A 24,375-nucleotide genomic window follows, 5' to 3' on the forward strand; every position below is an offset into this window, starting at 1 on the left:
GTGACGCTCACGGTGTACGTCGTTGATCTGCTCCGACCCCGCGGCGCGCACGAGATGGTGGCCGGCCGGCTGGCGCTCTTCTTCGCGGGCGGCACGCTGGGTGGCATTTTGCTCGCGGCGCTCGTCACCTGGGTATTGCTGGCGCCGATCGCCTCATATTACCGGCGCGGCGGCCTTTCGATCGTGAGCAGCTTCGCCACCGTAATCCTGATGGTCGTGACGCTTCCGATCCACGAACTGTTCGGCCGCGCCGGCCTCGCGGCGCTCGCGAGCGCATGTTTCGTCCTGGCACTCGCGCTGGCCGTGCTCGCCCGCAGGGCGGCGGCCGCGCCGTGAACCCCCTTCAGGTGCTCGATCTCGGCCGGCGGCCGTATGCGCCCGTGCTCAACATGCAGCGCGCGCTTTGCCGCGCGCGAATCGAAGGCACCCTCACCGACGACGTGCTGCTGCTCGTGGAGCACGACTCGGTCGTCACGCTGGGCCGCGGCGCCCGTGCCACGAGCCTCCCGCTGCCGCCTGACGAGCTTCGGCGGCGCGGCATCGCAGTCGAGGACGCCGAGCGCGGCGGCGACGTGACCTGGCACGGCCCCGGCCAACTGGTGGGCTACCCGATCCTCGATCTCGCGCGGCACCGGCAGGACGTGCACTGGTACCTGCGCCAGCTCGAGGCGGCGCTGATCGACGCGCTCGCGCGCCTTGATGTGCACGGCGAGCGGGCCGCCGGCCTCACCGGCGTGTGGACGGCCGGGCGCAAGATCGCGAGCATCGGCATCCATGTGAAGCGGTGGGTGACGCTGCACGGGTTCGCGCTCAACGTCGTGGGCGATCTCGGCCCGTTCGAGCTGATCGTGCCGTGCGGCATCGCGGGCGTGCGGATGACGAACGTTGCGGCGGAGCGAGGCGGCGGCGACAACCCAGCGGCGCTCTGGCGCGAGACGCGCGCGGAAGTGGTTGCCGCGATCGGCCGCGCGTTTTCACTCGAGCCCATGGCGGCCGCGCTCGACGGTTGCCTTCTGCGCGCGACCCGACCATCCTCCCTCCATGGCTGAAGTGTCACGGCGGCCGACCCCTGAGGTGCAGGCCGATCAGCGGGTCGGCGAGATCCTCCGCGCGGCCGAGAGCTGGTCCCGGGAAGCGCCGACCGCATTGTTCCCCGCCATCCGCGCCGTGTGCATCCGGCTCGCGGAGATGGTGGCCGACCAGCGCCACTACCTGGCGCCGCTACCCGAGCCGCAGGAGTCGGAGCGCCGCGCCGTGCTCACGCTGGTCGCCGACAAACTCCGCTCGCCCGCGGTGACCCGCGGACTCGATTCCCACCTCAAGGTGCTCGAGGAAATGGAGCTGCGCTCGACCGGCTCCTGGGCCACTGTGGACCACGCCCAGACCGAGTGGATCACGACGGCCATCCGGTATCTCGAGCGCAAGGCCGCCGAACTGCCCGCGCCCGAGCGTCCCGACCCCTATTGGGCCGACGACGTGGTCGCGGGTATCATCGCCTCGGTGCGGGCGCTCATCGGCGTGGACGAGCTGCACGCCCGCACCGAGGCGCGGTACTCAGGACCGGTGCGGCGGGAGCCCCAGGACTAGCGCGCGCCGCCTTTCTTCCCGAACAACTCGAAGAACCGCGAGAAGACCTCGATGCCGCTCCAGAGCTGCTCGAGGTCGAGCTTTTCATTGGGCGAATGCAGCCCGTCGTCAGGGAGCCCGATGCCGGTGAGGATGACGGGCGCACCCGCGAGACCCAGCTCGGGCACGATGGGAATCGATCCGCCGGCGCGTACGCGCACGGCCGGCTTGCCGGTGACCTGCTCGAATGCTTCATCCAGCACCGCATACGCGGGACTCGCGGTGTCGACCTGCACGGGATCGCCGCCGTGGAGGATGCGGACCTCCACATCCGCCCATCGGGGCGCGAGCGCGGCCACCGCGCGGGTGAGCTGTTGGGCCACCTGCTCGAACCGCTGCCCTGGCACGAGTCGGAGGCTCACCTTGGCGGTGGCCTGTGCGGGGATCACGGTCTTGGCGCCGTCCCCGGTGAAGCCGCCCCGAATGCCGTGGATCTCGAGCGTGGGGAGGGCCCAAACCCGCTCGAAGATGCTGTGCTGCTTGAGGCCGGTGAGCGCCTTGCCGGTCACCTCCTGCTCGAGGAACCGTTTCTTGTCGAAGGGCAGCCGCTTCCATGCCTTGAGCTCCCCGGCCGTGGGCGGCTCCACGGCGGCGTAGAGCTTCGGGACCTGGATCTCGCCCTCGGCACTCTTGAGCCCCGCAAGGATCCGGACCAGGGTTTCGATCGCATTGGGTGCCACTCCGCCGTAGCTGCCCGAATGCAGGTCGCGGCGGAGGGTGCGCACGGCAATCTCGGCGTAGCACATGCCGCGGAGCGCCGTGTAGACCGCGGGAATGCCGGGCGCGAAGTATGACATATCCGCAACCACCACCGCGTCCGCTTCGGTGCGCCACGGCTCGGCGTGCAGCAGGTCGGAGATCATGTGGCCGCCGGACTCTTCCTCGCCCTCAACGATGAAACGCACGTTGAGCGGCGCGCCGCCATCGGTGGCCGCGCCGGCGCCGCGCACTGCCTCGTACGCCTTGAGCAGGCAGAAGACCTGACCCTTGTCGTCGGCGGCGCCGCGGGCGTAGATCCGGCCGTCGCGCACGGTGGGGTCGAAAGGCGGTGAAATCCACTCGTCGAGGGGATCGGGCGGCTGCACGTCGTAGTGGCCGTAGAGGAGAACCGTCGGACATCCTGATCGGGGCGGACTTTCGGCCCACACCACCGGGTGTCCCCGCCCCTCGACCAGTTGGACGGTCGGACAACCGAGCCTCCGGAGCTCGGCCGCCAGCCAGTCCGCGGCGCGGCGGCAGTCCGCCGCGTGCGCGGGGAGCGCGCTTACACTCGGGATCGCAAGAAAGTCGCGGAGCTCGCCGAGAAGGCGCGCACGTTCGCGCTGCACGAATTTTCGAACCATGGCTGCAAAGGTACACGGATTGACTCGGCGCGCCATGACGCCGGGACCCGGCTCACCGTACCCGTGACACGTCTCACAGAAGCGCGCGGTGCAGGGGGATACCCTCAACGTCTGGACATTGCACCCGCGCCACGACACGCAGGCGAGCACGAGCCGCAGGCTACAGGAGACGCATATATGAAGATGACGCAGCGCTACACGTTGATGGCCGCGCTGGCTGGATCACTGACCCTCGTGGTCGGCATCCAGACCGCCGCGGCCCAGGACACCAGCACCACCTCGCAGCAGGGCCAGACGTACACCACACCGGACTCGAGTCAGATGTCACAGGATTCGAGCCAGATGCCGGCGGATACGAGCCGGATGGCACAGGACTCGAGCCGCACGTCGAGCGCGCAGGATTCGACGCCGGGCAAAAAATGGGGCTACCCGGTCGACACGACCGGTCAGCAGAATCCCCCAGGCTATCGTGGCATGGAGCGGCCCGCAGGCATCGATAGCGCCGAGGCCGCGAACGATTCGGGCGTCGCCGATAGCAGCTACCAGCCGAACCCCACGAGCCATGTGCAGCAGCGCGAGCGGCAGAACGCGGCTGACTCGGCCGGGCAGCCGGTCGAAACCGGTGCAGTGAACGACTCGACGCCGGGGCGCAAGTGGGGCTACCCGGTCGACACGACCGGTCAGCAGAACCCTCCAGGCTATCGCGGCATGGAGCGGCCGCAGGCTGTCGGGAGCGACAGCACCCAGTCGGGCCTCGCCCAGGACTCGTCGTCGATGCAGAACCCCTCCGGCGCGAGCAGCGACACGTCGTCCATGAGCACGAGCGATTCGTCCAAAACCAGGACGCACGCGAGGAAGCATCGGCGGCACCACCGGCTCCACGGCGACACGACCTCGACCACCAGCTCGGAGCAGGGCAAAACCAGCAACGACTCCACTCACATCCGGACCGACTCGTCCCGGATGAGCAGCGATTCATCACGGTAGCCGGAACGGCATCGGGCGGTGCGAGCCCCGAAATACGAGAGGGCGCCGACAAACTCGGCGCCCTCTCGTGCATTCGAATGCCGCCCCGCTCTATTGCGCGCGATCGCCTACCGCGCGCTCGAGGCGGGCGTACGCGCTGTCGCCCTGGACCCCCTGCATCAGCTGCTCGAGCGCGGCGACGCTCTCCCGCACGCTCGATCCGTGCTGCTCGTACCAGCGGTCGAAGAGATCGAGGCGGGTGCGGTAGATCCTTGCCCCCACGAGCCGCGCGTTATTGATGGGCCGCTCGCCGAGCGGGCCGATGTGGTAGGTGCGGAGCTGGCTGCCGATCGGCCCCTCGAGTTGCTCGCGGGCCCAGCGCGCGGCCGCGGCGCGACCCGAGTCGAGCGCGGCGGGGGCGGGATGGGTCGCGTAGAACGTGTCGAGCCGACTCACCAGCGAATCGTAGTAGGCGCCGAGCACGATCTCGTCGTGCCAGCGGTCGGCGGCATAGCGGGCGGCGGCGGGATCGCCCCGGTCGCCGAAGAAGTGCTCCGCCGCCCGGTAGCCGACGAGTTGCGCAAAGCTCTCGTTGAACGGCGTCGCACTTGGCACGTACAGCGTATTGTGGGCGATCTCGTGAAAGACGAGCGCCGCGAGCTCGACCGAATCCGGCGTGAGCGCGGTCGAGAGCAGCGGATCATTGAACCAGCCCAGCGTCGAGAACGCCGCCGCCGGCCGGAGATAGGTGTCATAGCCGCGGCGCTCGAGGCCGGCCGCCTCGCGCCGGGCGGCGTCGAAGTCGAAGAATCCCTTGTACGGAATCCGCCCCACGATGGGATACTTCCAGGTGTACGGGCAGATGCAGTCCTTGGGCGCCGCGGACAGATTGAGCAGCAGCGTATCGCGGCCGACGTCCGCGTAGGTGGTGTAGGTGTCGCCGGCCTTGAGGCCCAGATGTGCCGCGTAATCGCGGGTGTCGAGCACCAGGCGGAGCGAGCGCCGAAGCTCGGGCGCCGTGCCGGGATCGCGCACCAGATCGGCGATGGGCTGGCGCGACTTCAGGATGCGGGTCTCCTCGAACCCCGCACGCGTGAGGTAGCGCACATCGCGGCTCGAGAGATATGCGGTGCCGTATCCGGCGAAGAGGACCCCGACGAAAACCAGGAAGAGCATGCCCCGACTCACCGGATGCGCACGAGCCCGATCCGCGGGATCAGCGCGGCCGAGATCGCGGTGCTGGCCGTGCCCGTGAGCCGGAACTGCACCGGCCCCGCGTTCGCGCCCTGCTTGATCAGCACGTCGTGCGAGGAGCCCTGTTTGAGCGTACCGGTACGCGCATAGTCGCCGCTCGTGCTGTCGGGCGTGAGCGGATAGGGCTTGGTGAAGATTTGCGGCGTGGCGGTGCCGTTCTGCGAGTCTTGCGCGTTCAGCTGCGCGAACACGTCCCGCAGGTCCAGGTTCTGGTACTGCAAGAGCGGATCGGCCGGCGCGAAACCCTGCAGGTCGTCGAGGTAGTTCGCCATCTGCCAGATGGATACCAGCCGGTCGAACGGCACTCCGCTCTGCTGTACCACGTTGGGCGCGCCCGTGAGATTCGTCTCCTCGAGCTTCCGGGTAAAGTCGGTCGCCTTGACGACGAATCCGGACGGCGTCGCTCCGCCGAATGCCTCCGCCGCCCAGCGCACGAACAGCCAGTTGGCGCCGCGCTCCGGCAGCAGACCGCTCGAGCTGGCGGGATCAATCAGGAAGACCTGCTCGGGAAAGTTCAGATACTCGAACGCATTCTGGAAGTCGGAGAGCGCAAACTGGATATAGGTCTCCGTGCTGCCGCGGGTCGGGTTCGACGCGTCCGGAATGAGCCGGCCGCCCAGCTCCTCGGCGTAATGCGAAAGTCCTTCGTTGAGCCAGGTCACCTCCGCCGCGCCCGTGCGCCGGAGCGCGTGCTGCCCGTAGCTGATCATGTGCTGGAACTCGTGGATGAACGTCGGCGCGAGATTGGCCCGCGCGAACGCGGCCGAGATTCCACAGTTCCTGTTGTTGGGATCGGGCACGATCCCGTAGAAGATTTCCCCCTTGTTGGAGCCGGGGACCGACGGCTCCAGATCGGAGCTCAGGAAATATCCCAGGATGACGCTGTTGGTGACGTTGCAGTTGCCGCTCAGCTTGTTGATCTGCGGCGTGAGCAGCACCTTCACCACCGAATTCTGGTCGATGTCGGTGACGGGGCCGAAGTTGGTGGTGTCGATCGGGTAGAGGAAGTCGTCGAAGAGCTGCGCCACCTGATCGATGTCCGTCTGCGAGTAGCCGCCGCCGACCGGTTCGGAATTGTCGGTGAAGATGGCCACCTGGCCGCCCACCTGCCGCGCAGTCGCGGTGACCGTCACGAACGACGTGCACTGGTCGGTGGCGCAGACGTTGAAGTCTTCGACGTCGCCCACGACGGGCGCGGCCGCGAACGAGGGCGCCCGCGTGACGTCCGGGCGGAAGAGCCGCGTGCCGGGATCGGTCGACAGGGCCTGCTCGCGGAGTCGCAGCATCGCATGGAACTGCTCGGCCGTGGCGGGGCGCCGAAAGGCGGGGAAGAGCGCGGTCGAGATCACGTCAGGCGCGGGTCCGGACGATGCGGTGGCGGCCGCCGCGTTGCCCGTGAGCGCGTACGGCCCGGCGATGCCCTGATCCGTCACCTGGCCTGCGGTGGCGATGGCGAGATACAGATACTCGGCGCCCGCGGCGCCTGCCGCGGGCAGCGCCACGCACGGCGTGACACCGGGGTCGCTGATGGCGAACTGGCCGGGCGAGAGCACCGTTGGCTGCAGGCTTGTGCACGAGAGATCGGGGTTCGGTCCGGTGGTGTCGCTGCTGCACGCCGCCAACATGGCGAGGGACGTCGTCAACGCAAGGAACGGCAAATGTCGGGTCACGGGGCAGACGCTCCGGCAGGCTGGTTGGGCGCGACGTGGGCAGCAAAATACGATGGCACAATGGCTTTTGACAATCACCGGACCCGCCGGTACCTTCTCACCGTGTCCGACGATGCCTGGCTCTCCCACGTCAAATTCAATGCCGATGGGCTCGTCCCCGTGGTGGCGCAGGAGCGCCGGACGGGCGACGTGCTGATGCTCGCGTACGCCGACCAGAACGCGCTGCGCTCGACTCGCGCGTCCGGATTCGCCCACTACTTCAGCCGCTCGCGCCGGGCGCCGTGGCGGAAAGGGGAAACGTCGGGCCACGTCCAGCGTGTGCGCGAAATCCGACTCGACTGCGACGGCGACACCGTGCTCTACGAGGTCGACCAGACCGGGCCGGCATGTCACACCGGCGACCCGACCTGCTTCACCGCGCGGGTGACGTCCGAGGGCGCGGTCGAACGCACGCCCGCCGAAGCAGCGGTCCGGCGCAGCGCGCAGGACGCCCGCGTGCTCGACGGCCTGGCCGCGCGCATCGATGCCCGCGCCGCCGAGCGGCCTCAGGGCTCGTACACCGCGCGCCTGCTCGACGAGGGCACGCCCGCCGTCGCGCAGAAGATGGGCGAGGAGGCCGTCGAGGTGGTGGTCGCAGCGCTCGCCCAGGACGACGGGCGCCTCGTCGCCGAGTCGGCGGACCTGCTGTATCACCTGCTCGTGCTGCTCCGCGCCCGCGCGGTGCCGGCGGAGCAGGTGTGGGCTGAGCTTTCCCGGAGAAGCGCGGGCGGCAACCGGTAGCCCGGCACGCCGTCACGATGTCCTTCGTCCACCTCCACACCCACAGCGAATACTCCCTCCTCGACGGGGCCAACCGGATCCCCGAGCTGGTGGCGCAAGTGCGGCGGCTCGGCATGGACAGCCTTGCCGTCACCGATCACGGCAACATGCACGCGGCCTGGACCTTCTACGAGGAAGCGAAGGCCCAGGGCATCCGGCCGATCCTGGGCTTCGAGGCATACCTCGCCTTCGGATCCCGGCGCGACGCGCAGAAGCCGGCCTGGGCACCGGCGCACTACAGCCATCTCGTGCTGCTCGCCCGCAATCGCACCGGCTACCGGAACCTCGTGCGGCTCACGTCGATCGGGTTCACGGAAGGGTTCTACCGGCGACCCCGCATCGACAAGGAAGTGCTCGCCGAGCACGCGGAGGGCATCGTATGCCTCGCCGCGTGCCTCTCAGGCGAAGTCGCGCACTACCTCCGCCAGCAGAAGTACGAGGAGGCGCGCCGGAGCGCGGAGTGGTTCGCGCAGACCTTCGGCCCCGGCGGCTTCTGGCTCGAGATCCAGCAGCACGGCATCACCGACGAGCGCATCGTCACCGAAGGCATGCTCCGCCTCGGCCGCGAGCTGGGCCTTGGTGTCGTGGCGACCAACGACGCGCACTACCTGCGGCGCGAGGACGCCGAAGCGCACGACGTGCTCCTCGCGATCGGCACCGGCAGCGATCTCGACGACCCGCGTCGGTTCCGATTCACCGGCCGGGAGTCGTACGTCAAGTCGTCGGAAGAGATGCGGGCGGTTTTTCCCGACCAGCCCGATGCGCTGGCCAACACGCAGACCGTCGCCGATCTCTGCGAGTTCTCCTTCGAGAAGCGCTACTTCCTGCCGGAGTTCCCCCGCCCAGCCGAGTATGCGAGCGACGAGGCGCTGCTGGGCCGACTCGCGTCCGATGGCGCGCGCACGCGCTACGGCGAGCCCCTGCCGCCCGCCGTCCAGGAGCGGCTCGACTACGAGCTCGGCGTCATCAATACGGCGGGGTACGCGGGCTACTTCCTCATCGTGCAGGACTTCATCGCGGCGGCGCGCGCGCGCGGCATTCCGGTGGGCCCGGGCCGCGGCTCCGCCGCCGGCTCGCTGGTGGCGTACTCCCTCGGCATCACCAACGTGGACCCGCTCCGGTTCGACCTGCTGTTCGAGCGATTCCTGAACCCCGAGCGCGTCTCGATGCCGGACATCGACGTGGACTTCTGCTTCGAGCGACGCGGCGAGGTGATCGAGTACGTGCGCCAGCGCTACGGCCGCGCGAGCGTGGGCCAGATCGTCACGTTCGGCACCATGAAGGCGCGCGCCGCGGTGAAGGACGTGGCCCGCGTGCTCCGGGTGCCGCCCGGCGACGCCGACAAACTCACCAAGCTCATCCCCTCGGGCCCGGCGTTCAGCCTCACCATCCCCGAGGCGAGAACGAAGATCGCCGAGCTGCGCCAGCTCGCCGAGGAGGATGCCACCTACGCGCGCCTGCTCGACCTGAGCAGCCGGATCGAGGGCATCTCGCGCCACATGTCGGTGCACGCGGCGGGCGTCGTGATCGCGCCGGGCCCGCTCGTCGAGTACGTCCCGGTGTGCACCGCCCCAACCCGGGGCGCGGGCCAGAGCACCGGCGGTGAGGACGCGATCATCACGCAGTACGACATGGACGCGCTCGAGAAGGTCGGCATGCTCAAGATGGACATGCTCGGCCTCAAGACGCTCACCGTGATCCACGACGCGGTCCGGATGATCGCCGAGCGGGCAGGACCCGGCCAGGCGGCGCCGGACATGGACGCGCTGCCGTTCGACGACCCCGAGGTTTACGCGCTGCTCCGCGCCGGCCGCACCGGCGGCATCTTCCAGTTCGAGTCGCCGCTCGCGACCGACACGCTGCGCGCCATGCGCTGCGACCGATTCGACGACCTCGTCGCCTCGAACGCGCTGCTCCGCCCCGGCCCGCTCGACGCGGGCATGCACACCGTCTTCATCAAGCGGAAGCTCGGCCAGGAGCGGGTGACCTATCCGCATCCGCTGCTCAAGGAGGTGCTGGAGCCGACCCATGGCGTCATCACTTACCAGGAGCAGGTGATGCGCATCGCCAACGTGCTGGCCGGCTTCTCGCTGGCCGAAGCGGACGTGCTGCGAAAGGCGGTGGGCAAGAAGAATCAGGAGCTGGCGAATCAGGAGGTGGCCAAGTTCGTCGAGCGCGCCGTGGCGCGGGGGCACGCGCGCCCGATGGCGGAGGAGGTGGGACGGCAGATCGTCACCTTCGGGCGCTACGGCTTCAACAAGTCGCACTCGGTGGCGTACTCGGTGCTGGCGTACCAGACCGCGTGGCTCAAGGCGCACCACCCGGCCGAGTTCATGGCAGCGCTGCTCTCGTCGGAAATCGGCAACACCGACAAGGTGGTGCAGTACATCAACGAGGGACGCGAGCTCGGGCTCGAGGTGCTGCCGCCCGACGTCAACGAGTCCGGCTTCAAGTTCACCGTCACCGGTGAGCGCCGGATCCGCTTCGGCCTGGGCGCGGTCCGGAACGTCGGCTGGGGGGCCATCGACTCGATCATCACGGCCCGCCGCACGGGCCCCTTCACGACGCTCACCGACCTGGTCGAGCGCATCGACCTCCGCCTCTGCAACAAGCGGGTGCTCGAGTCGCTCATCGCCGCCGGGGCATGCGACGGCCTGGGCGGGCACCGCAAGCAACTGATCGAAGCTCTCGACCGCGCCCTCGCCGAGGCGCAGTTGAAGCAGCAGGAGCGCGAGGCCGGCCAGGGTTCGTTGTTTGGCGATCCCGGTACGCCTACTACCATTGCCGCCTCTACCGCCCTTCCCGCCTCGAGCGCGCTTCCAGAGGTCCCCGAATGGCCGGAAAGCGAGCGCTTGGCGCGCGAGAAAGATGTTCTCGGCTTCTTCATCTCCGGCCACCCTCTGGAGCGGTTCCGGAGCGAGGTCGAGCTGTTCGGCACCCGGACCACGGCCACCCTGCACGAGTGGAGCGAGCACCAGGTGAGCACGGCCGTCGTGGTGACGGCCGTGAAGCGGCAGATCTCGAAGAAAACCGGAAAGGAATACGCGCGGCTCGTGCTGGAGGACTTCCACGGCACGGCCGAGGCGATCGTCTTTCCGGAAGCGTGGGCCAAGCTCAACCAGACCATCCAGCCGGACGCCGCGCTGCTCCTCACCGGCGGCTACAGCGCGCGCGACCGGGGCGAGGACCGCGCGCCGTTCGTCGTCGAGGACGCCCGCCCGCTCGAGGAGTTGAAGGAGTCGGGCGCGGTGGGCCTGAGCCTCCGCTGGCGCGCGCCGTCTGCGCCGGCCTCCGCCGCGCTCAAGGCGGCCGCCGCCCTCTGCGAGGCGCATCGGGGGCCGATCCCGGTCTATATTGAATGGTCCGACGGGAATGGAGAGGCTGTCCGGCTCCGCTCGCGGCGCCTGCGCGTCGCGGCCGGCGACGACCTGTTGCGCGCGCTACGCGACCTGCTCGGCCACGACGCCGTCCATTACGTGAAAGCGGGATGACCGATGCCGTCCACCTATATCCTGGAGTTCGAGAAACCGCTGCTCGAGTTGGAGCGCCAGATCGACGATCTCAAGCGCCTCGGCGAGGAACGGCAGATCGACATCGAGGGAGAGCTGGAGGGACTGCAAGCCAAGCTCGAACGACTCCGCGCCGAGATTTACGAGCATCTCACCCCGATCCAGCGCGTGATGGTGGCGCGCCACCCCCGCCGGCCCTACCCGCTCGACTACCTCAGCACCATCTTTACCGACTTCATCGAGCTCCGCGGCGACCGGCTGTATCGAGACGATCCGGCCATCGTGGGCGGGTGGGCGCGGCTCGCCGGGGTCTCGGTCATGGTGATCGGGCACCAGAAGGGCCGCGATACCAAGGAGAATCTCAAGCGCAACTTCGGCATGCCGCATCCGGAGGGCTACCGGAAGGCGCTCCGACTCATGCAGATGGCCGAGAAGTTCTCGGCGCCGGTCATCACGCTCATCGACACACCGGGCGCGTACCCCGGGCTCGGCGCCGAGGAGCGGGGACAGAGCGAGGCGCTCGCGCGCAACCTCATCGCGATGGCGTCGCTGGAGGCGCCCATCGTGAGCTGCGTGATCGGCGAGGGCGGCTCTGGCGGCGCGCTGGCGCTCGGTGTCGCCGACCGGGTGCTCATGCTGGAGAACTCGGTGTATTCGGTCATCACGCCGGAAGGGTGCGCGGCCATCCTGTGGAAGGACGCGAGCCAGCGCGAGCGGGCGGCCGAAGCGCTCAAGCTCACCGCCGACGACCTGCTCCGGCTCAAGCTCATCGACGAAGTCATCCCCGAGCCGGCCGGCGGCGCGCACGTGGACCCCGACGCCACCGGCGAGGCGCTCCGTGAGGCGCTCATCCGCCACATGACCGAGCTGCGCAAGATCCGCCCGGACAAGCTGGTCAAGCGGCGGGCCGAGAAGTACGCCGCCATGGGCGTGGTCAGCGAGACGTGATGCCGCAGACGGTCGAAGTCCGCTTCAAGGGCACCCGCAAAGGCTATTTCACCTGGGCCGACGAGGCCGACCCGCTCCGCCTGCAAGAGGCGGTGGTGGTCGAGGTGGAGCGCGGGAAGGACTACGGGCGCGTCACCGCGGCGGGCGACGTGGCGGCGCGCAAGTGCACCGCGTGCGCGAGCGGCTGCGGCGTCGGCGAGCTCGAGACCAAAGACGAGCCGCCCAAAGCCGTGCTCCGCCGCGCCACGCCGGACGACGCGCGGCAGCACGCCGAGGGGCGCCGGAACGAGGAAGAGGTGCGGCGCAAGGTGATCGAGCGGGTGCGCCACCACCGGCTCGTCATGAAGGTGAGCGACACCGAGTGGCAGTGGGACCGCAACAAGCTCACGATCTACTTCACCGCGGACCAGCGGGTGGACTTCCGGGCGCTGGTGCGCGATCTCGCATCGCTCTTCCGCACCCGCATCGAGCTCCGGCAGATCGGCGTGCGCGACGAGGCGGCGCGGCTCTCCGGCGTGGGCCGCTGCGGCCGGGAGTACTGCTGCTCGACCTGGCTCACCGAACTCTCGCCCATCAACCTGGCGCTCGCTAAGGACCAGCACCTCTCGCTCAATCCCTCGCAGATCTCCGGCGGCTGCGGGCGGCTGCTCTGCTGCCTCAAGTACGAGCATGAGTTCTATGTCGCCGCCCGGAAGCGTTTCCCCAAGGAAGGGAAGACGCTCCGCACGGCGGCCGGGCCGGAGCGCGTGATCGCGGTGGACATCTTTCGCGAACGGGTCTTCCTGAAAGGCGAGGAGCGGGGCGGCCGCATCATCCCTCTGGTGCAGCTTCAGGAGGAGATGCGCGCGCTGGGCGAGGTTCTGCCGACCGCGGAAGCGCGCGCCGCGCAGGCCACGGCGCCTCGACCCGACGCCGGGCCCGGCCGCCGGCCGGGCCGCCGGCGCTCGCGCGGCCGCCGCGGCGGCGACACCCCGGGCGGCGGCGACGATGCGGGCGGCGGCGACGATGCGGGCGGCGCTGGCGACGGCGCCGAGGCCGGTGACTCCGCATGAAGTTCTACCTCACCACGGCGATCGACTACGCCAACGGCGAGCCGCACCTCGGGCACGCGCTGGAGAAAATCGGCGCCGACGCCATTGCGCGGTACCGGCGGCTCCGCGGCGACGCGGTGCACTTCGTCATGGGCATGGACGAGAACGCGCAGAAGGTGACGCAGGCCGCCGAACGGAGCGGCGTGCCGCCCGATGCGTGGGTGGCGCGGCTGGCCGAGCGCTTCGAGGCCGTCTGGCGCCGCCTGCACTGCTCGCACGACGACTGGATCCGCACCACCGAGCCGCGCCACCACCGGGCCACCGTCGCGCTCATCGAGCAGATCCGCGCGCGCAATCCGGACGACCTCTTCGTCGGCGAGTACGAGGGGCTCTACTGCGTCGGCTGCGAGGAGTTCAAGACCGAGGCGCAGATCGTGAACGGGCATTGCGAGGAGCACCCGCAGCTCGAGCTGATCGCCACGCGTGAGCGCAACCACTTTTTCCGCCTGAGCCGCTACCGCGATGCGGTGCTCGACCGGATCCGGTCCGGCGAGTTTGCGGTCGAGCCCGCCATCCGACGCAACGAAGTCGTACGGGTGCTGGAAGACGGCTTGCAGGACATCTCGATCTCCCGCCAGCGCCTTTCGTGGGGGATTCCGTTCCCCGGCGATCCGGAGCAGACGGTCTACGTCTGGTTCGACGCCCTCATCAACTATCTCTCCGCCACCGGATTTCCCGACCCGGGCTACACCCGGCTCTGGCCCGCGGATCTGCACGTGGTCGGCAAGGGCATCACGCGCTTCCATTGCATCATCTGGCCGGCGATGCTGCTTGCGGCCGGCGTGGCGCTTCCGCGAGAAGTGTGGGCCCACGGGTACGTGCAGTGGAGCGGCGTGAAGGTCTCGAAGTCCGCCGGCGGAGCGGTGAGCCTGGACGAGGCCATCGATCGGCACGGCGCGGATGCGCTCCGCTACTTCCTGCTGCGGGAGGTGGGGTTCGAAGCCGACGGCAACTTCACCTGGGAGCGCTTCGACGAGCGGTACACCGCCGACCTCGCTGATGGGTTCGGGAATCTCGTAAGCCGCGCGCTCGCGATGGTCGGGCGGTATCGTGGCGGCGTGGTGCCTGCCGGGGGCGTCGGCACCACGCTCGAAGCGGTGGCCCGCGCAGCCGTGGCGCGGTACACCGAGGCGATGGACCGGCTGGCGCTGAGAGAGGGTGCGGAGGCCGCGTGGGCGCTGGTCGACGCTGCCAATCTTTACATTCAGCAGACGGCCCCATGGACCCTGGCCCGGGAAAACCGGGCCGACGAGCTGGACCAGGCTCTAGCGACTCTTGCGCGTTGCCTGTATCGTCTCGCGGTCCTGGCGAGTCCGTTCATTCCAGGCAAGGCACAGGCGCTCTGGACCGGGCTCGGGCAGGCCGGCGATGCGGCCGCGGCCCCCTGGCGCTCTCTCGAAGATCCGCCGGTGGCGGGCAGGAGCACCAGCAGGCCCGAGGCGCTCTTTCCCAAGCCGGCGCCCGCGTGACACTTAGCTTCGGGTATCTTGACAAGACGGCCGGGCGGGCAAACTTTTGCGCGCCCGGCGTGATGCAACTCACGTCACGAACGGCTGCAGGGCACCAATCTTGAACTGCTGGGGGCTGTCACCCCGTCACAATTCGCCGGTCTTCGGTATCGCGTAACAACTCTCGGCCAGGTGGTGGGTATGGCGAAGCGCCGTTGGACCATCGTGCTCGTGCCGCACGGCGCGGAGCCGTCGAAGATCATCGAGGTGTCGCACGGCGTGCTCCGCGCGATAGCCGCCGGCGGCGTCACGATCGCCGCGTGCGCGCTGCTCGTCGGATACGCCACCGTTTCCCGCAAGATAGATCTCTCCCGCACATCACAGATCGAAGAAGAAAACCTCCGGCTCACCCGCGAGCTGGGCGACATTCACGGCCGGCTGGGCGCGCTCACCGATACGCTCGCCCGCATTTCCCAGCGCGACGTGCACATCCGGATGCTCGCGAGCCTCGACCCGATCGATCCCCAGGTCCTCGCCGCCGGCATCGGCGGCCCCGTCCCGGCCGGCATCCCCGCCGCGAGCCCGTTGCTCCGCCGTACGTCGGAGCTCAGGGTGGACGTGAACGCGCTCATCCGCCGCGCCAACCTGCTCGCCTCGTCCTTCGATGCCGCGGCCGACAGCCTGGCCTCGCACCGCGAGCGCCTGGCCGCGACGCCATCGATCATGCCGACGCAGGGCTGGCTGTCGAGCGCGTTCTCCTCGATGCGGGAGCACCCGATCCTCCACGTGGCGCGACCGCACGAAGGCATCGACGTCTCCGCACCGATGGGTTCTCCCATCGAAGCTCCCGCCGCGGGCACCGTGGTCTCGGAAGGGTACGAGAACGGCTACGGCAATACGCTGGTCATCAATCACGGCTACGGCATCGAGACCCGCTACGCCCACGCATCCCGCATCCTCGTCAAGGTAGGCCAGCACGTCCACCGCGGCGAGCGGATTGCACTCGTGGGGAATACGGGATTGGCCACCGGTCCGCATCTGCATTACGAGGTGCATGTGAATGGGAGACCGGTGAATCCGCTGCGGTACGTGATGCCGGAGAGCGTAGTCACCGACTGAGGGTGAAGGCAGCGAAGGAGCGAGGTAGGCGGTAAGCCGAAGGCGGTAAGGTGCTCGCGGGCCGAGTCCTTACCGCCTTTGCCGTCCTTACCGCCTCGACCGCCCTTCTAAAACTTCACCTGCGGTACCTGCTCCGCGCCCGGAGCCGCTTCGAAATACTCGCGCGGATGCCCTAACCCAAAGACCTTGGCAGTCAGGTTGTAGGGAAACCGCCGGATGTACGCGTTGAAATCGTTGACCGCGGCGTTGTAGTCGGTGCGCGCCACCGCGATCCGGTTTTCCGTTCCCTCCAGCTGATCCTGCAGCGCGCGGAAGTTCTCGCTCGAGCGGAGCTGCGGATAATTCTCCGAGATCGCGAGGAGGCGCCCCAGGCCCGCGGTCAACTGCTGGTTGGCCGCCGACATCTCCGCCACGTTGTCCGACTGGATCGCGCCGGAGAGCCGGGCGCGCGCATTGGCGATCGAGATGAAGACCGTATCCTCCTGCTTGGTGACGCCCTTCACCGTGTTCACCAGGTTCGGGATCAGGTCGGCGCGGCGCTGGAGCTGGGTCTGAATCTGCGCCTGCGCCTGATTCACCCGCTCGTCCAGGCTCTGGATCGTATTGTAGCCGCACCCGGTCACGAGAAGCGCGGCCAGCGCGAGCCATCCCGCGCGCTGAAAGGGAGTGGTACGCTGCGTCACGGCTCAACTCCGGGCTGAAGGTGATCCACGAACTGCGCCGTGCGAGCCACGGCGTCGAGATACGCCTCGAACTCCTGAGCGCTCGCGCGGGGCGAGCGGTCGCCCCGCCGCCGCACCGGGGCGCGCACGCTCTCGGCGTCGAAACCGACGAGCTCGGCCGCGGCGGCAATGAGCGCGTCCGCAGCCGGCGGCACCGGGCGGCCCGCAACCACCAGGGCCGAGCGGAGCAGCAACAGAATGGTGGCGGCGCTTCCGGACGCGAGCGCGCCGAGCGCCGCGGGGTCGCTCGCGTGGGCGACGTACCCCTGGCGCAGGCGGAGCAGCTTGCCGCGAAGCTCGTGCTCCAGGGCGCGGCGCAGGTCCCGCACGTCGAGCGCGAGGCCGGCCACGAGGTCGGGGCCGCGCAGCACCCGGTACGCCGCGCGCATGTCGCTGAGCTCGATCGGGAACGCGTCCGCCGCGCGGGCCCACTCGTCTCGCGAAATGAGAATGGGCGGCGTGCGGCTCACCTTGCGCCAGGCCGCGAACGGCGCGTGCAGCGCGCGGAGCACCGCGGGATCGACCCGCTCGAGCACCAGCATCAGGTTCACGTCGGAGCGGCGCTCGACCCGGTCGCCCCGCGCGGCGGAACCGAACAGCAGCGCGGTATAACCCGCACCGAGCGCCGCGTCGACCTGGGTGAGAAACGCCTCGACTCCCGCCGGCACCGCATCCGCCATCAGAATCGTCCTCCCGATCCGCCGCCACTGAAGCCGCCGCCGCCCCCGAATCCGCCGAACCCGCCGCCGCCGCCGCCGCCCCAGCCTCCGCCGCCGCCCCAGCCGCCGCCGATCCACGGGCCACCCCAATATATGCCGCCCCGCCGCCCGCCCCGGACCGCGCGACCCATCGCGTTCGTGGCCATGATGAACACGAAGAAGATGAGCAGCGGGACCCACCAGGGGAGCCCGCCACCGCCACCGGATTCCGGCGGTGGCTGGAACGCCGTGAGCGCGGAATCGCTGACGCCGTACCCGCGCGCAATGAGCCCGACCAGTGTCTCGACCCCCGCCCGCAGCGCCGCTCCGTACTTCTCCTGGTTGAGCAGCGGGCCCATCACGTCGCGCCGGATGGTGCCCGCGTCGGCGTCGGTGACAATGCCCTCGAGTCCCTGCCCCACTTCGATGCGGATGTGGCCGGTGCCCGCTTTCCCGTTCTGTCGCGGCACCAGGAGCACCACGAGCCCCGCGTTCCGGGTCGAGTCGCCGATTTCGGCCTTGCGCCCGACACCCCACGCGCGCCCGATCGCGAGCGCCACCTCGGCCTCGTCGCGGTCGTCGATGGTCGGGAGCGTGACGACCGCGATCTCGGCACCGGTGGCACCCCGGAGTTTCCTGATCAGATCGTCCATCGCGGACGCGCTCGCGGCGTCGACGATGCCGGCCATGTCGGTGACGTAGCCCGTCGGCTGCGCCGGGAAGAGCCGCGTGACGGCGGGGTTCTGGGCGGTGAGGAGTGCCGCGGCCACGAGTTGAAGCGCCATCCCGCCCGCGATACCTTTGATCAGTGCCACGTCTCTGGTTGCTCCTCGCGCTGGTCCTCGCCGCATGCGACAGACCGCGGGTGGTGTCCGTGCGGGTCTCGATTCCGGGACCCGATTCGATCGAGACGCCCGCCGCGGGCATCGGGCTCGTCGCGCTGCCATACGATCGCGACAGCGTCCTTCGCGCGCTCGAGCAGCAAGCGCAGACGCCGCGGCCAGCCGCCGCCGAAGCGGCGCTCGACACGCTCTTCGACCGCTTTCGCGCGCCTTTTGCCGCGTACGCCCGCGCAGACTACGACGCCAGTCGTCTGCGTGCGTCGCGCCGGCAGCTCAAGACGGAGCTCGATTCACTGCCCCGGAACGCGCCGCGCTACCGCGAACTCTACGAGCGCTTCACCAGCGAGTCCGCGGCGCTCGACTCGGCGGAGCAGCGGGTGGCGGACACGCGAGCCGCGCTCGATCGGGCGCGGCGGGAATTCGTGGCGCGGAGCGACAGCCTGCGCGCCCGTGTGAGGCTGTGGGAAGATAGCACCTACCAGGGGTACGACCGCATCGTGCGCACGATCGCGCAGCAGCGCGGCGCCGAGCCCGTGGCCGACACGACGGGCCCTCGCGGATGGGCCCGTTTTCGATTGGGCGATGGCCACTGGTGGATTTACGCGCGCTCGTGGGACGCGACCGACCCGAACGCCGAATGGTACTGGAACGTGCCGGTCGAGGGCGACACCGTCCTGCTCAACAGCCGCACGGGCAAGCAACGGCCCAAGTACTGATTGGCGGCGGCCGGTCCGCCGACCTCACGATCGCGAGGTGACGAGTGCAACCTGAACGGCCCCTCCGCGCGCGCGCGCGGCTCCTTGGCGCGAGTCTCCTGGTGCTGCTCACGGCGCAAGCGCCGGCGCACCCCACGCCCGCTGCCCCGAAAGCCGACCCGCTCGCCGCGCGGACGCTGGGCGCTGCCACCGCGCCCGTCACCGTCTACGAGATGTCCGACTTCCAGTGTCCCTACTGCCGGCGGCACACGCTCGACGTCTTCCCGGCGATCCGCAAAGCCTACATCGACACGGGCCGCGTCCGCTGGATCTTCATCAACTTTCCCCTCGGCACGATCCACCCGAACGCCGTCGCGGCCGCGGAGTTCGCCATGTGCGGCGCGCGCCAGAACCGCTTCTGGCCGATCCACGATCTCCTCTTCAAGTACCAGAGCGTCTGGGCGCCGCTCAAGGATCCGGCGCCGTTCCTGATTTCTCTCGCCGATTCGGCCGGCGTGCCGAAACAACCGATGCTCCAGTGCCTCACGACGGAAGCCACGCGCTCCGAGATCGAGGCAGATGCCGCGGGTGCCGAGCGCGCCGGCGCCAACAGCACGCCGACGTTCTACATCGAGGGCGGGCTGCTGGTGGGTGCGCAGCCGCTGCAGGTGTGGACCCAGGTGCTCGATTCGATCTACGCGGCCAAGGCGGGAGCCGCGGCCAGGACGGCGAAGTAGACGCGGCGGCGGCGCTCAGACCGCAAGGAGGATATCGTAGAGCGCGTGCGTCCACGCGGCGATCCCGAAGCCGCGGAGCAGGTACAGCGCGCTGAAGAGCACGCCCGCCACGGCGCGAAAGAGAAACGACGGCAATGCGAGCGGGTCGCCGTACGGCCCGATGTAGTGAAAGGCAGAGAAGACGAGCGCCCCGACGATCGTCGCCGCGACGCCAGCGCCCGCCGCGGACCAGCCGAATGCGCGCCGCCCGAGCCAGGCGACCGCCCCCACCACGATCACCCTGAAGAGCAACTCCTCGTAGATCCCAGCACCGAGCGACACCATGAGCTGCGTGGCGAGCCCGAGCCGGTCGAACGGCCCCGCGGCGAGCCGGGTCATACCGTGGAGCAGCAGGCCGGCCAGCGTCCCCGCGACCGCGCCGAATACGAGCGCGTAGCCCAGCGATTCCAGCGCCATACCGGCGAAATAGCGCGCGTCGAGCCCGCCGCCCTTCCGGCGCCAGTCTCGCCACACGAGCGCAGCACCACCCCCGAGGAGCAGCACGCCGAACGCAACGAGACCGTCGCGGCCCCCGAGCGCAACGAAGAGGCTCTTGAGCAACACGTCGGCGCCGTTCCGCACACCGGCCATGGCGCCGTGCGACAGGAACGCTGCGAGCGCCTCGTAGGCGAGCAGCAGCGGCAGCGCGAACAGCAGGCTGTACCGCGGGGCGCGGGTGGCGCGCCAGTACGCGTTCATCGCGCTCCGGCCCTGTTCAGCGGAGAGAGTGGGGGACGTGCCCCGGACGCGGATCGCGCCGCCGGGCACGGGGGCCCGGCGGCGCGATCAGGTTGGCATCGTGACTCGAAACGACGCCGGCTTCGTTCAGATCACCATCCGGCGATCGCTTGCCCTGCTCGAGCCACGGATGCAACTCTCACTAGACAATGGATCACCTCCTTCGTTGCGGTGGAACATAGGGCGGACACCCGAATGGTATCCGGCCCGGCGGCGGGAGGCAAGCAAACGCGGGCCATCTAGCCGACGGCGTTCATCACCGCCTGTCTCAGCTGGTGATCGGTGAACGGCTTCGCCAGAAACCCCTCGACGGCGACGCCCTCGAGCCGCGCCAGCGCTTCCTCCTCACCGTACCCGCTCGTCACCACGATCGGCAGCCGGGGATGCGCCGCCTTGAGTTGCCGGGCGACGTCGGCGCCGCCCATCTCGGGCATCGTGAGGTCGAGCACGATGAGGCGCAGCCGGTCCGCCGACGCATGCGCGAGCGCGAGTGCTTCGCGGCCGTCCACCGCCAGCGCCACCTCGAACCCGGCGCGCTCCAGCGCCGCCCGGCCGATCCGGCGAAGCGCCGGCTCATCGTCGGCGAGGAGGACGACGCCGCCGGAGAGCGGGTTCTGCTCCGGGACCGCCGCGGTGTTGGGTGCCGTCGCGTCCGGCGCGGCCGCCGTTGTCTGCGGCAGCACCACGGTGAACGTGCTTCCCCGCCCCGGGGCTGAGCGGATCGCGATCCCGCCGCCGTGTCCGCGCACGATGCCGAGCGCCGCCGCGAGGCCGAGGCCCCGTCCGGTGAATTTGGTGGTGAAGAACGGATCGAAAATCCGGGCGAGCGTCGCCTGGTCCATTCCGCTCCCCGCGTCTTCGACCTCCAGCCGCACGTACTCGCCCGGCGCAAGCTCGTACGATCGAAAGTCGGCGGCGAGACGCTCGGCATCCAGCGTACACGGGGCGACGCGCACCGTCACCGTCCCCACGCCCTCGCCGATGGCCTCAGCGCCGTTGATCGCGAGGTTCATCACCAGTTGCTGCAACTGGCTCGCGTCGCCCCGCACCGGCGGGCAGGAGTCCGCGAGGTCGAGCCGGAGGGCCACGGTGCGCGGCATCGACGCGCGTATGAGCTGGGTCAATTCGCGCACGAGCGCGCAGAGATCCACCGCCTGCAGCACGAAGCGCCCCTTGCCCGCGTACGCGAGCAGCTGGCTCGTGAGCGACGCGGCACGCTCGCCGGCGCGGAGCGCGTCGGTCAGCATGGGACGCGCCGGGTGGCCGGGCGGGAGCGTGTCGAGCGCGAGGCTGCCGTTTCCGATGATGCCGGTGAGCAGGTTGTTGAAGTCGTGCGCGATGCCGCCGGCGAGCACGCCGATGCTTTCGAGCTTCTGGGTCTGCCGGAGCGCTTCGGCCGCGCGGCGCTGGTCCTCGACGTCGGTGCAGGTGCCGAACCACCGCGCGATGCCCCCCGCCTCCTCACGCAGCGCCGAGCCGCGGTCGAGATGCCAGCGGTACTCCCCGTCGCTCCCCCGGCGCAGCCGGTACTCCGCCTCGTACGGCGCGCCGGTGCGCAGCGACGCTTGCCAGCGGGCGGCCGCGGATTCGACATCGGCCGGGTGGATGAAGCGTGCCCATCCCTTCGCCATGAGCTCCGCCTCGCGCACGCCCAGGTATTCGGCGCACCGGCGGTTTACGTAGTCCACGCCGCCGTCGGGCCGCGCGGTCCACACGAGCGGCGGGATGAAATCGGCCAGAAACCGGAACCGCGCCTCGCTCGCGCGCACCGCTTCCTCGCTCTGTCGGAGCTCGCGCGCCGCGGCCTCCGCTCCGCTGCGGGCGCGCGCCTCCGCCCGGGTGAAGGCGGTCAGCGCCAAACTCACCAGTAGGCCGAACACGAAGAGGAGCACCGGCACGTCGCGCCCGCTCGTAATCGGACCGTGCGGGCGCGGGGTGAACTCGAGCGTCCATGGCTCGCCGGCCACGTCGAGCGGAAGAGTGAGGCGGTGCGCGGCACTTGCGGGCCGCCCGCTGCTGCCGGTCGAGCTGTACAGCAGCCGATCGGGCGACACGGACGGCCCATCGTACACCCGCACATCCACCTCGGCGGCGAGCGCGCCGTGGAAGACGGCGTCGAGCAGATCACCCGCGCGGAACGGGCTGTAGACGAAGCCGAGCAGCCGCTCACGCCGCTCCTCGAGGGTCGCGGGCGCGACCCCATCCTGATAGATCGGGAGATAGATCAGAAAGCCGGCTTGCTTGGCCGAATCGATTTCCTGCACCAGCGTAAGGCGCCCCGACGCTGCGGGGCGGCCGCTGGTCCAGGCGCGGAGCATCGCGGCACGGCGGGTGGACTCGGAGAACATGTCGAAACCCATCGCCGCGCGGTTGCGGCGGTCCTGCGGCTGGAGGTACACGATCGCATGGCGCTCGGCGGCGGTGTCGCTCGGCCAGACGTGGAAGCTGTCCACGCCTTCGGCCGCGAGGGCGCGGCGCAGGGAGTCGAGCGCATCCGCCCGCACCCGGACCGAGTACCCGATGCCCTGGATGCCCGGATAGTGCACGGGGAGCTGCAGGCGCGCGACGAATGCGCGGAACTCACCGCGATCGACCTCGTGCGAGGCGGCAAAAAGTCCGCTCGTGGCGCGGAGCAACGTGATGGCCGTTTCGATCCGGTCGCGGAGCGCGACGGCCGCACCGTTGGCCGCGCCGACGAAACGCACTCGCTCGCGGAGCCGGTTGGTGTCGGCGATATACGCTGTCGCCGCGATGGTGAGCAGCAGCGTGGCACCCAGCACCACGGCCGGCGTCGGCACCCTGCCGCCGATCAGGCCGCCTCGCGACGGAGCCCGCGGCTTTGCCGTGGCGGCGGACGAAGGAGGTTTGTGCTCTGAGACCACCGGACCAGCTTCCTGCGCGCCGCGCAGCCGCCTACCTGGTGGTGGCGGGCGCAGCCGCCGCCGCCCCGGTGACGACGCCCTCGAAGGTGACGGCGCGCGGCACGATCAGCCCACCGGTGAGCATGGTAATGAGGAGGTCACCGAAGCTCGAGTGCACGTGGATGCGCAGGTCGGCGATCCCGGAGCCGCCCACAAGCTGGGCGGCGAGCGATTTCCTGAGCGACGGCTGCTTGATGTGCGCCAGCCCCCAGAACCCGTAGAGCGCGTGCGAGGTGACGTGGAACCTGCTGCCCGCCGGCGGCTGGCCCGCCGGTTCGGCCATGGTGACCGGCACGCCGAGCGTGTGCGCGTCGAACGTCATGGCGCATCCCGTGAGACCGGCGGCCACGAGCATCGGCGCCAGGCGTCGCAACCGCGCGCTCCAACGCCGGCCCGTCAAAGCCCGGGGATCCGGAATGCGTAGTGCAGGCCGGCGGCGAAGACGCCGGGATCACCGCCGTCCACGAAGACGCGGTCATAGGAGGCCTGGAGGCCGATGCCGTTCAGCAGGTTGAACTCGACCCCGCCGCTGATGCCGAAATGGGTCTCGGTGTCGGACGAGAGCGCGGCGGAGCCGCCGCTTCCCACGACGTTCACGGTGGCCGGCGGCGTCACGTGTACGATGTCGACCCGCGGCGCGAGCCAGGGCTTGATGGCCAGCACCGGATTGGGAATCGTAAGCGCGATGCCGAGCCCGATCGGGACGTGATAGAACTTCACGTCCGATACCTTGTCGTAGCCGAGGCCGCCCTGGAGCGTCGCGGTGAGCGGCACGAGCGGGCCCCCGAACACCTGGTAATTGAGCGTGCCACCGACGCTGGTAATGTTGTCGGCGGGACCCGAGGGGTTGAACCTGTCGAGGGTGCCAGTGATGCCGAACGGCCCGACTCCGAGCCGTCCGCTCGCGCCGAAGGCCGTGCCCTTGCCGGCGTCGGAATTCGAGAATCCCACATCGCCATACACGGCGAGCCCCGTGGGAACACCGCTGTTGTTGACGGGAATCCCGCGCACCTGGGCCGCGGCCGGCACGGCGCCGAGGATGAGCGCGAGCACCGATCCGAGCGTGGTGCGCCCCAGCCTGCTGCGCCGCATCGCCGTCTCCATCAGGTTGGATCGCGGGCGGGAAGCTAGCCGCGGCGCGAGCCGTTCGTCAACCGAGCGGGCGCGGCGCGGCTGCAATGCGTTCGCGC

At 69.8% G+C, this 24,375-nt stretch carries 22 protein-coding genes; 12 read left to right on the forward strand and 10 right to left on the reverse strand.

Going from position 1 to position 24,375, the window contains the following annotated elements; genetic code table 11:
* From VFW66_00160 to VFW66_00170, 3 genes are read left to right on the forward strand one after another with little or no spacing between them, the layout of a single operon-like run.
* Positions 1-336, forward strand: a complete 336-nt coding sequence (locus VFW66_00160; GenBank protein HEX5385095.1) for a hypothetical protein — start codon at positions 1-3, stop codon at positions 334-336.
* Positions 333-1,049, forward strand: coding sequence for a lipoyl(octanoyl) transferase LipB (gene lipB / locus VFW66_00165; protein ID HEX5385096.1), 717 nt, complete (start codon positions 333-335; stop codon positions 1,047-1,049). The genes VFW66_00160 and lipB overlap by 4 nt, the downstream gene beginning before the upstream one ends.
* Positions 1,042-1,587, forward strand: coding sequence for a hypothetical protein (locus VFW66_00170; GenBank protein HEX5385097.1), 546 nt, complete (start codon positions 1,042-1,044; stop codon positions 1,585-1,587). The genes lipB and VFW66_00170 overlap by 8 nt, the downstream gene beginning before the upstream one ends.
* Here the strand turns inward: VFW66_00170 and VFW66_00175 are convergent.
* Complete coding sequence (locus VFW66_00175) at positions 1,584-2,969, reverse strand: dipeptidase (protein HEX5385098.1); 1,386 nt, start codon at positions 2,967-2,969, stop codon at positions 1,584-1,586. The genes VFW66_00170 and VFW66_00175 overlap by 4 nt on opposite strands.
* A gap of 177 nt (positions 2,970-3,146) precedes the next feature.
* Between VFW66_00175 and VFW66_00180 the strand changes: the two genes are divergently transcribed.
* Positions 3,147-3,956, forward strand: a complete 810-nt coding sequence (locus tag VFW66_00180; protein HEX5385099.1) for a hypothetical protein — start codon at positions 3,147-3,149, stop codon at positions 3,954-3,956.
* Positions 3,957-4,046: 90 nt separating this feature from the next.
* Here VFW66_00180 and VFW66_00185 read toward each other — a convergent pair whose 3' ends face one another.
* Together VFW66_00185 and VFW66_00190 are read right to left on the reverse strand one after the other, a co-directional pair.
* On the reverse strand, positions 4,047-5,111 hold the full coding sequence (locus VFW66_00185; GenBank protein ID HEX5385100.1) for an aminopeptidase: 1,065 nt from the start codon (positions 5,109-5,111) through the stop codon (positions 4,047-4,049).
* 8 nt (positions 5,112-5,119) lie between these two features.
* Positions 5,120-6,859, reverse strand: a complete 1,740-nt coding sequence (locus tag VFW66_00190; GenBank protein ID HEX5385101.1) for a hypothetical protein — start codon at positions 6,857-6,859, stop codon at positions 5,120-5,122.
* Positions 6,860-6,919: 60 nt separating this feature from the next.
* Here VFW66_00190 and hisIE point away from each other — a divergent pair, with 60 nt between their 5' ends.
* The 6 genes from hisIE to VFW66_00220 all read left to right on the forward strand — a co-directional run bounded on the left by hisIE (position 6,920) and on the right by VFW66_00220 (position 15,793).
* Positions 6,920-7,639 (forward strand): bifunctional phosphoribosyl-AMP cyclohydrolase/phosphoribosyl-ATP diphosphatase HisIE, encoded by a 720-nt coding sequence (hisIE, locus tag VFW66_00195; protein HEX5385102.1) that lies wholly within the window; start codon positions 6,920-6,922, stop codon positions 7,637-7,639.
* Positions 7,640-7,656: 17 nt separating this feature from the next.
* Positions 7,657-11,169, forward strand: coding sequence for a DNA polymerase III subunit alpha (dnaE, locus tag VFW66_00200; GenBank protein ID HEX5385103.1), 3,513 nt, complete (start codon positions 7,657-7,659; stop codon positions 11,167-11,169).
* A 3-nt stretch (positions 11,170-11,172) separates the two neighbouring features.
* Entirely contained in the window at positions 11,173-12,135 is a 963-nt protein-coding gene (locus VFW66_00205; protein HEX5385104.1) for an acetyl-CoA carboxylase carboxyltransferase subunit alpha, read from the forward strand.
* Positions 12,135-13,187, forward strand: coding sequence for a regulatory iron-sulfur-containing complex subunit RicT (ricT, locus tag VFW66_00210; GenBank protein HEX5385105.1), 1,053 nt, complete (start codon positions 12,135-12,137; stop codon positions 13,185-13,187). Before VFW66_00205 ends, ricT begins: the two co-directional genes overlap by 1 nt.
* Positions 13,184-14,695 (forward strand): methionine--tRNA ligase, encoded by a 1,512-nt coding sequence (gene metG, locus VFW66_00215; GenBank protein HEX5385106.1) that lies wholly within the window; start codon positions 13,184-13,186, stop codon positions 14,693-14,695. The genes ricT and metG overlap by 4 nt, the downstream gene beginning before the upstream one ends.
* Positions 14,696-14,875: 180 nt before the next feature.
* Positions 14,876-15,793, forward strand: a complete 918-nt coding sequence (locus VFW66_00220) for a M23 family metallopeptidase (protein ID HEX5385107.1) — start codon at positions 14,876-14,878, stop codon at positions 15,791-15,793.
* Positions 15,794-15,900: 107 nt separating this feature from the next.
* Here the strand turns inward: VFW66_00220 and VFW66_00225 are convergent, their stop codons facing one another.
* From VFW66_00225 to VFW66_00235, 3 genes are read right to left on the reverse strand one after another with little or no spacing between them, the layout of a single operon-like run.
* The gene (locus VFW66_00225; protein HEX5385108.1) at positions 15,901-16,476 is read right to left on the reverse strand and encodes a LemA family protein; all 576 of its coding nucleotides are present in this window, start codon (positions 16,474-16,476) and stop codon (positions 15,901-15,903) included.
* Positions 16,473-17,195, reverse strand: a complete 723-nt coding sequence (locus VFW66_00230) for a hypothetical protein (protein ID HEX5385109.1) — start codon at positions 17,193-17,195, stop codon at positions 16,473-16,475. The genes VFW66_00225 and VFW66_00230 overlap by 4 nt, the downstream gene beginning before the upstream one ends.
* A complete protein-coding gene (locus tag VFW66_00235) occupies positions 17,195-18,028 on the reverse strand; it encodes a TPM domain-containing protein (GenBank protein ID HEX5385110.1) in 834 nt (277 codons plus the stop codon). Before VFW66_00235 ends, VFW66_00230 begins: the two co-directional genes overlap by 1 nt.
* Here VFW66_00235 and VFW66_00240 point away from each other — a divergent pair.
* Complete coding sequence (locus tag VFW66_00240) at positions 18,022-18,771, forward strand: hypothetical protein (GenBank protein HEX5385111.1); 750 nt, start codon at positions 18,022-18,024, stop codon at positions 18,769-18,771. The genes VFW66_00235 and VFW66_00240 overlap by 7 nt on opposite strands.
* Before the next feature lie 44 nt (positions 18,772-18,815).
* Positions 18,816-19,487: a thioredoxin domain-containing protein gene (locus tag VFW66_00245; protein ID HEX5385112.1), complete on the forward strand. Its 672-nt coding sequence runs from the start codon at positions 18,816-18,818 to the stop codon at positions 19,485-19,487.
* 15 nt (positions 19,488-19,502) lie between these two features.
* Here the strand turns inward: VFW66_00245 and VFW66_00250 are convergent, their stop codons facing one another.
* From VFW66_00250 to VFW66_00265, 4 genes are all read right to left on the reverse strand, one after another.
* Complete coding sequence (locus VFW66_00250; GenBank protein HEX5385113.1) at positions 19,503-20,225, reverse strand: CPBP family intramembrane glutamic endopeptidase; 723 nt, start codon at positions 20,223-20,225, stop codon at positions 19,503-19,505.
* Between the two features lie 278 nt (positions 20,226-20,503).
* Entirely contained in the window at positions 20,504-23,062 is a 2,559-nt protein-coding gene (locus VFW66_00255; GenBank protein ID HEX5385114.1) for a CHASE domain-containing protein, read from the reverse strand.
* A 115-nt stretch (positions 23,063-23,177) separates the two neighbouring features.
* Positions 23,178-23,558, reverse strand: coding sequence for a hypothetical protein (locus VFW66_00260; protein HEX5385115.1), 381 nt, complete (start codon positions 23,556-23,558; stop codon positions 23,178-23,180).
* A gap of 23 nt (positions 23,559-23,581) precedes the next feature.
* Positions 23,582-24,277, reverse strand: a complete 696-nt coding sequence (locus tag VFW66_00265) for an outer membrane beta-barrel protein (protein HEX5385116.1) — start codon at positions 24,275-24,277, stop codon at positions 23,582-23,584.
* Positions 24,278-24,375: the final 98 nt, after the last annotated feature.

Source organism: Gemmatimonadales bacterium (genome assembly GCA_036279355.1).
Taxonomy (GTDB): Bacteria; Gemmatimonadota; Gemmatimonadetes; order Gemmatimonadales; family GWC2-71-9; genus DASQPE01.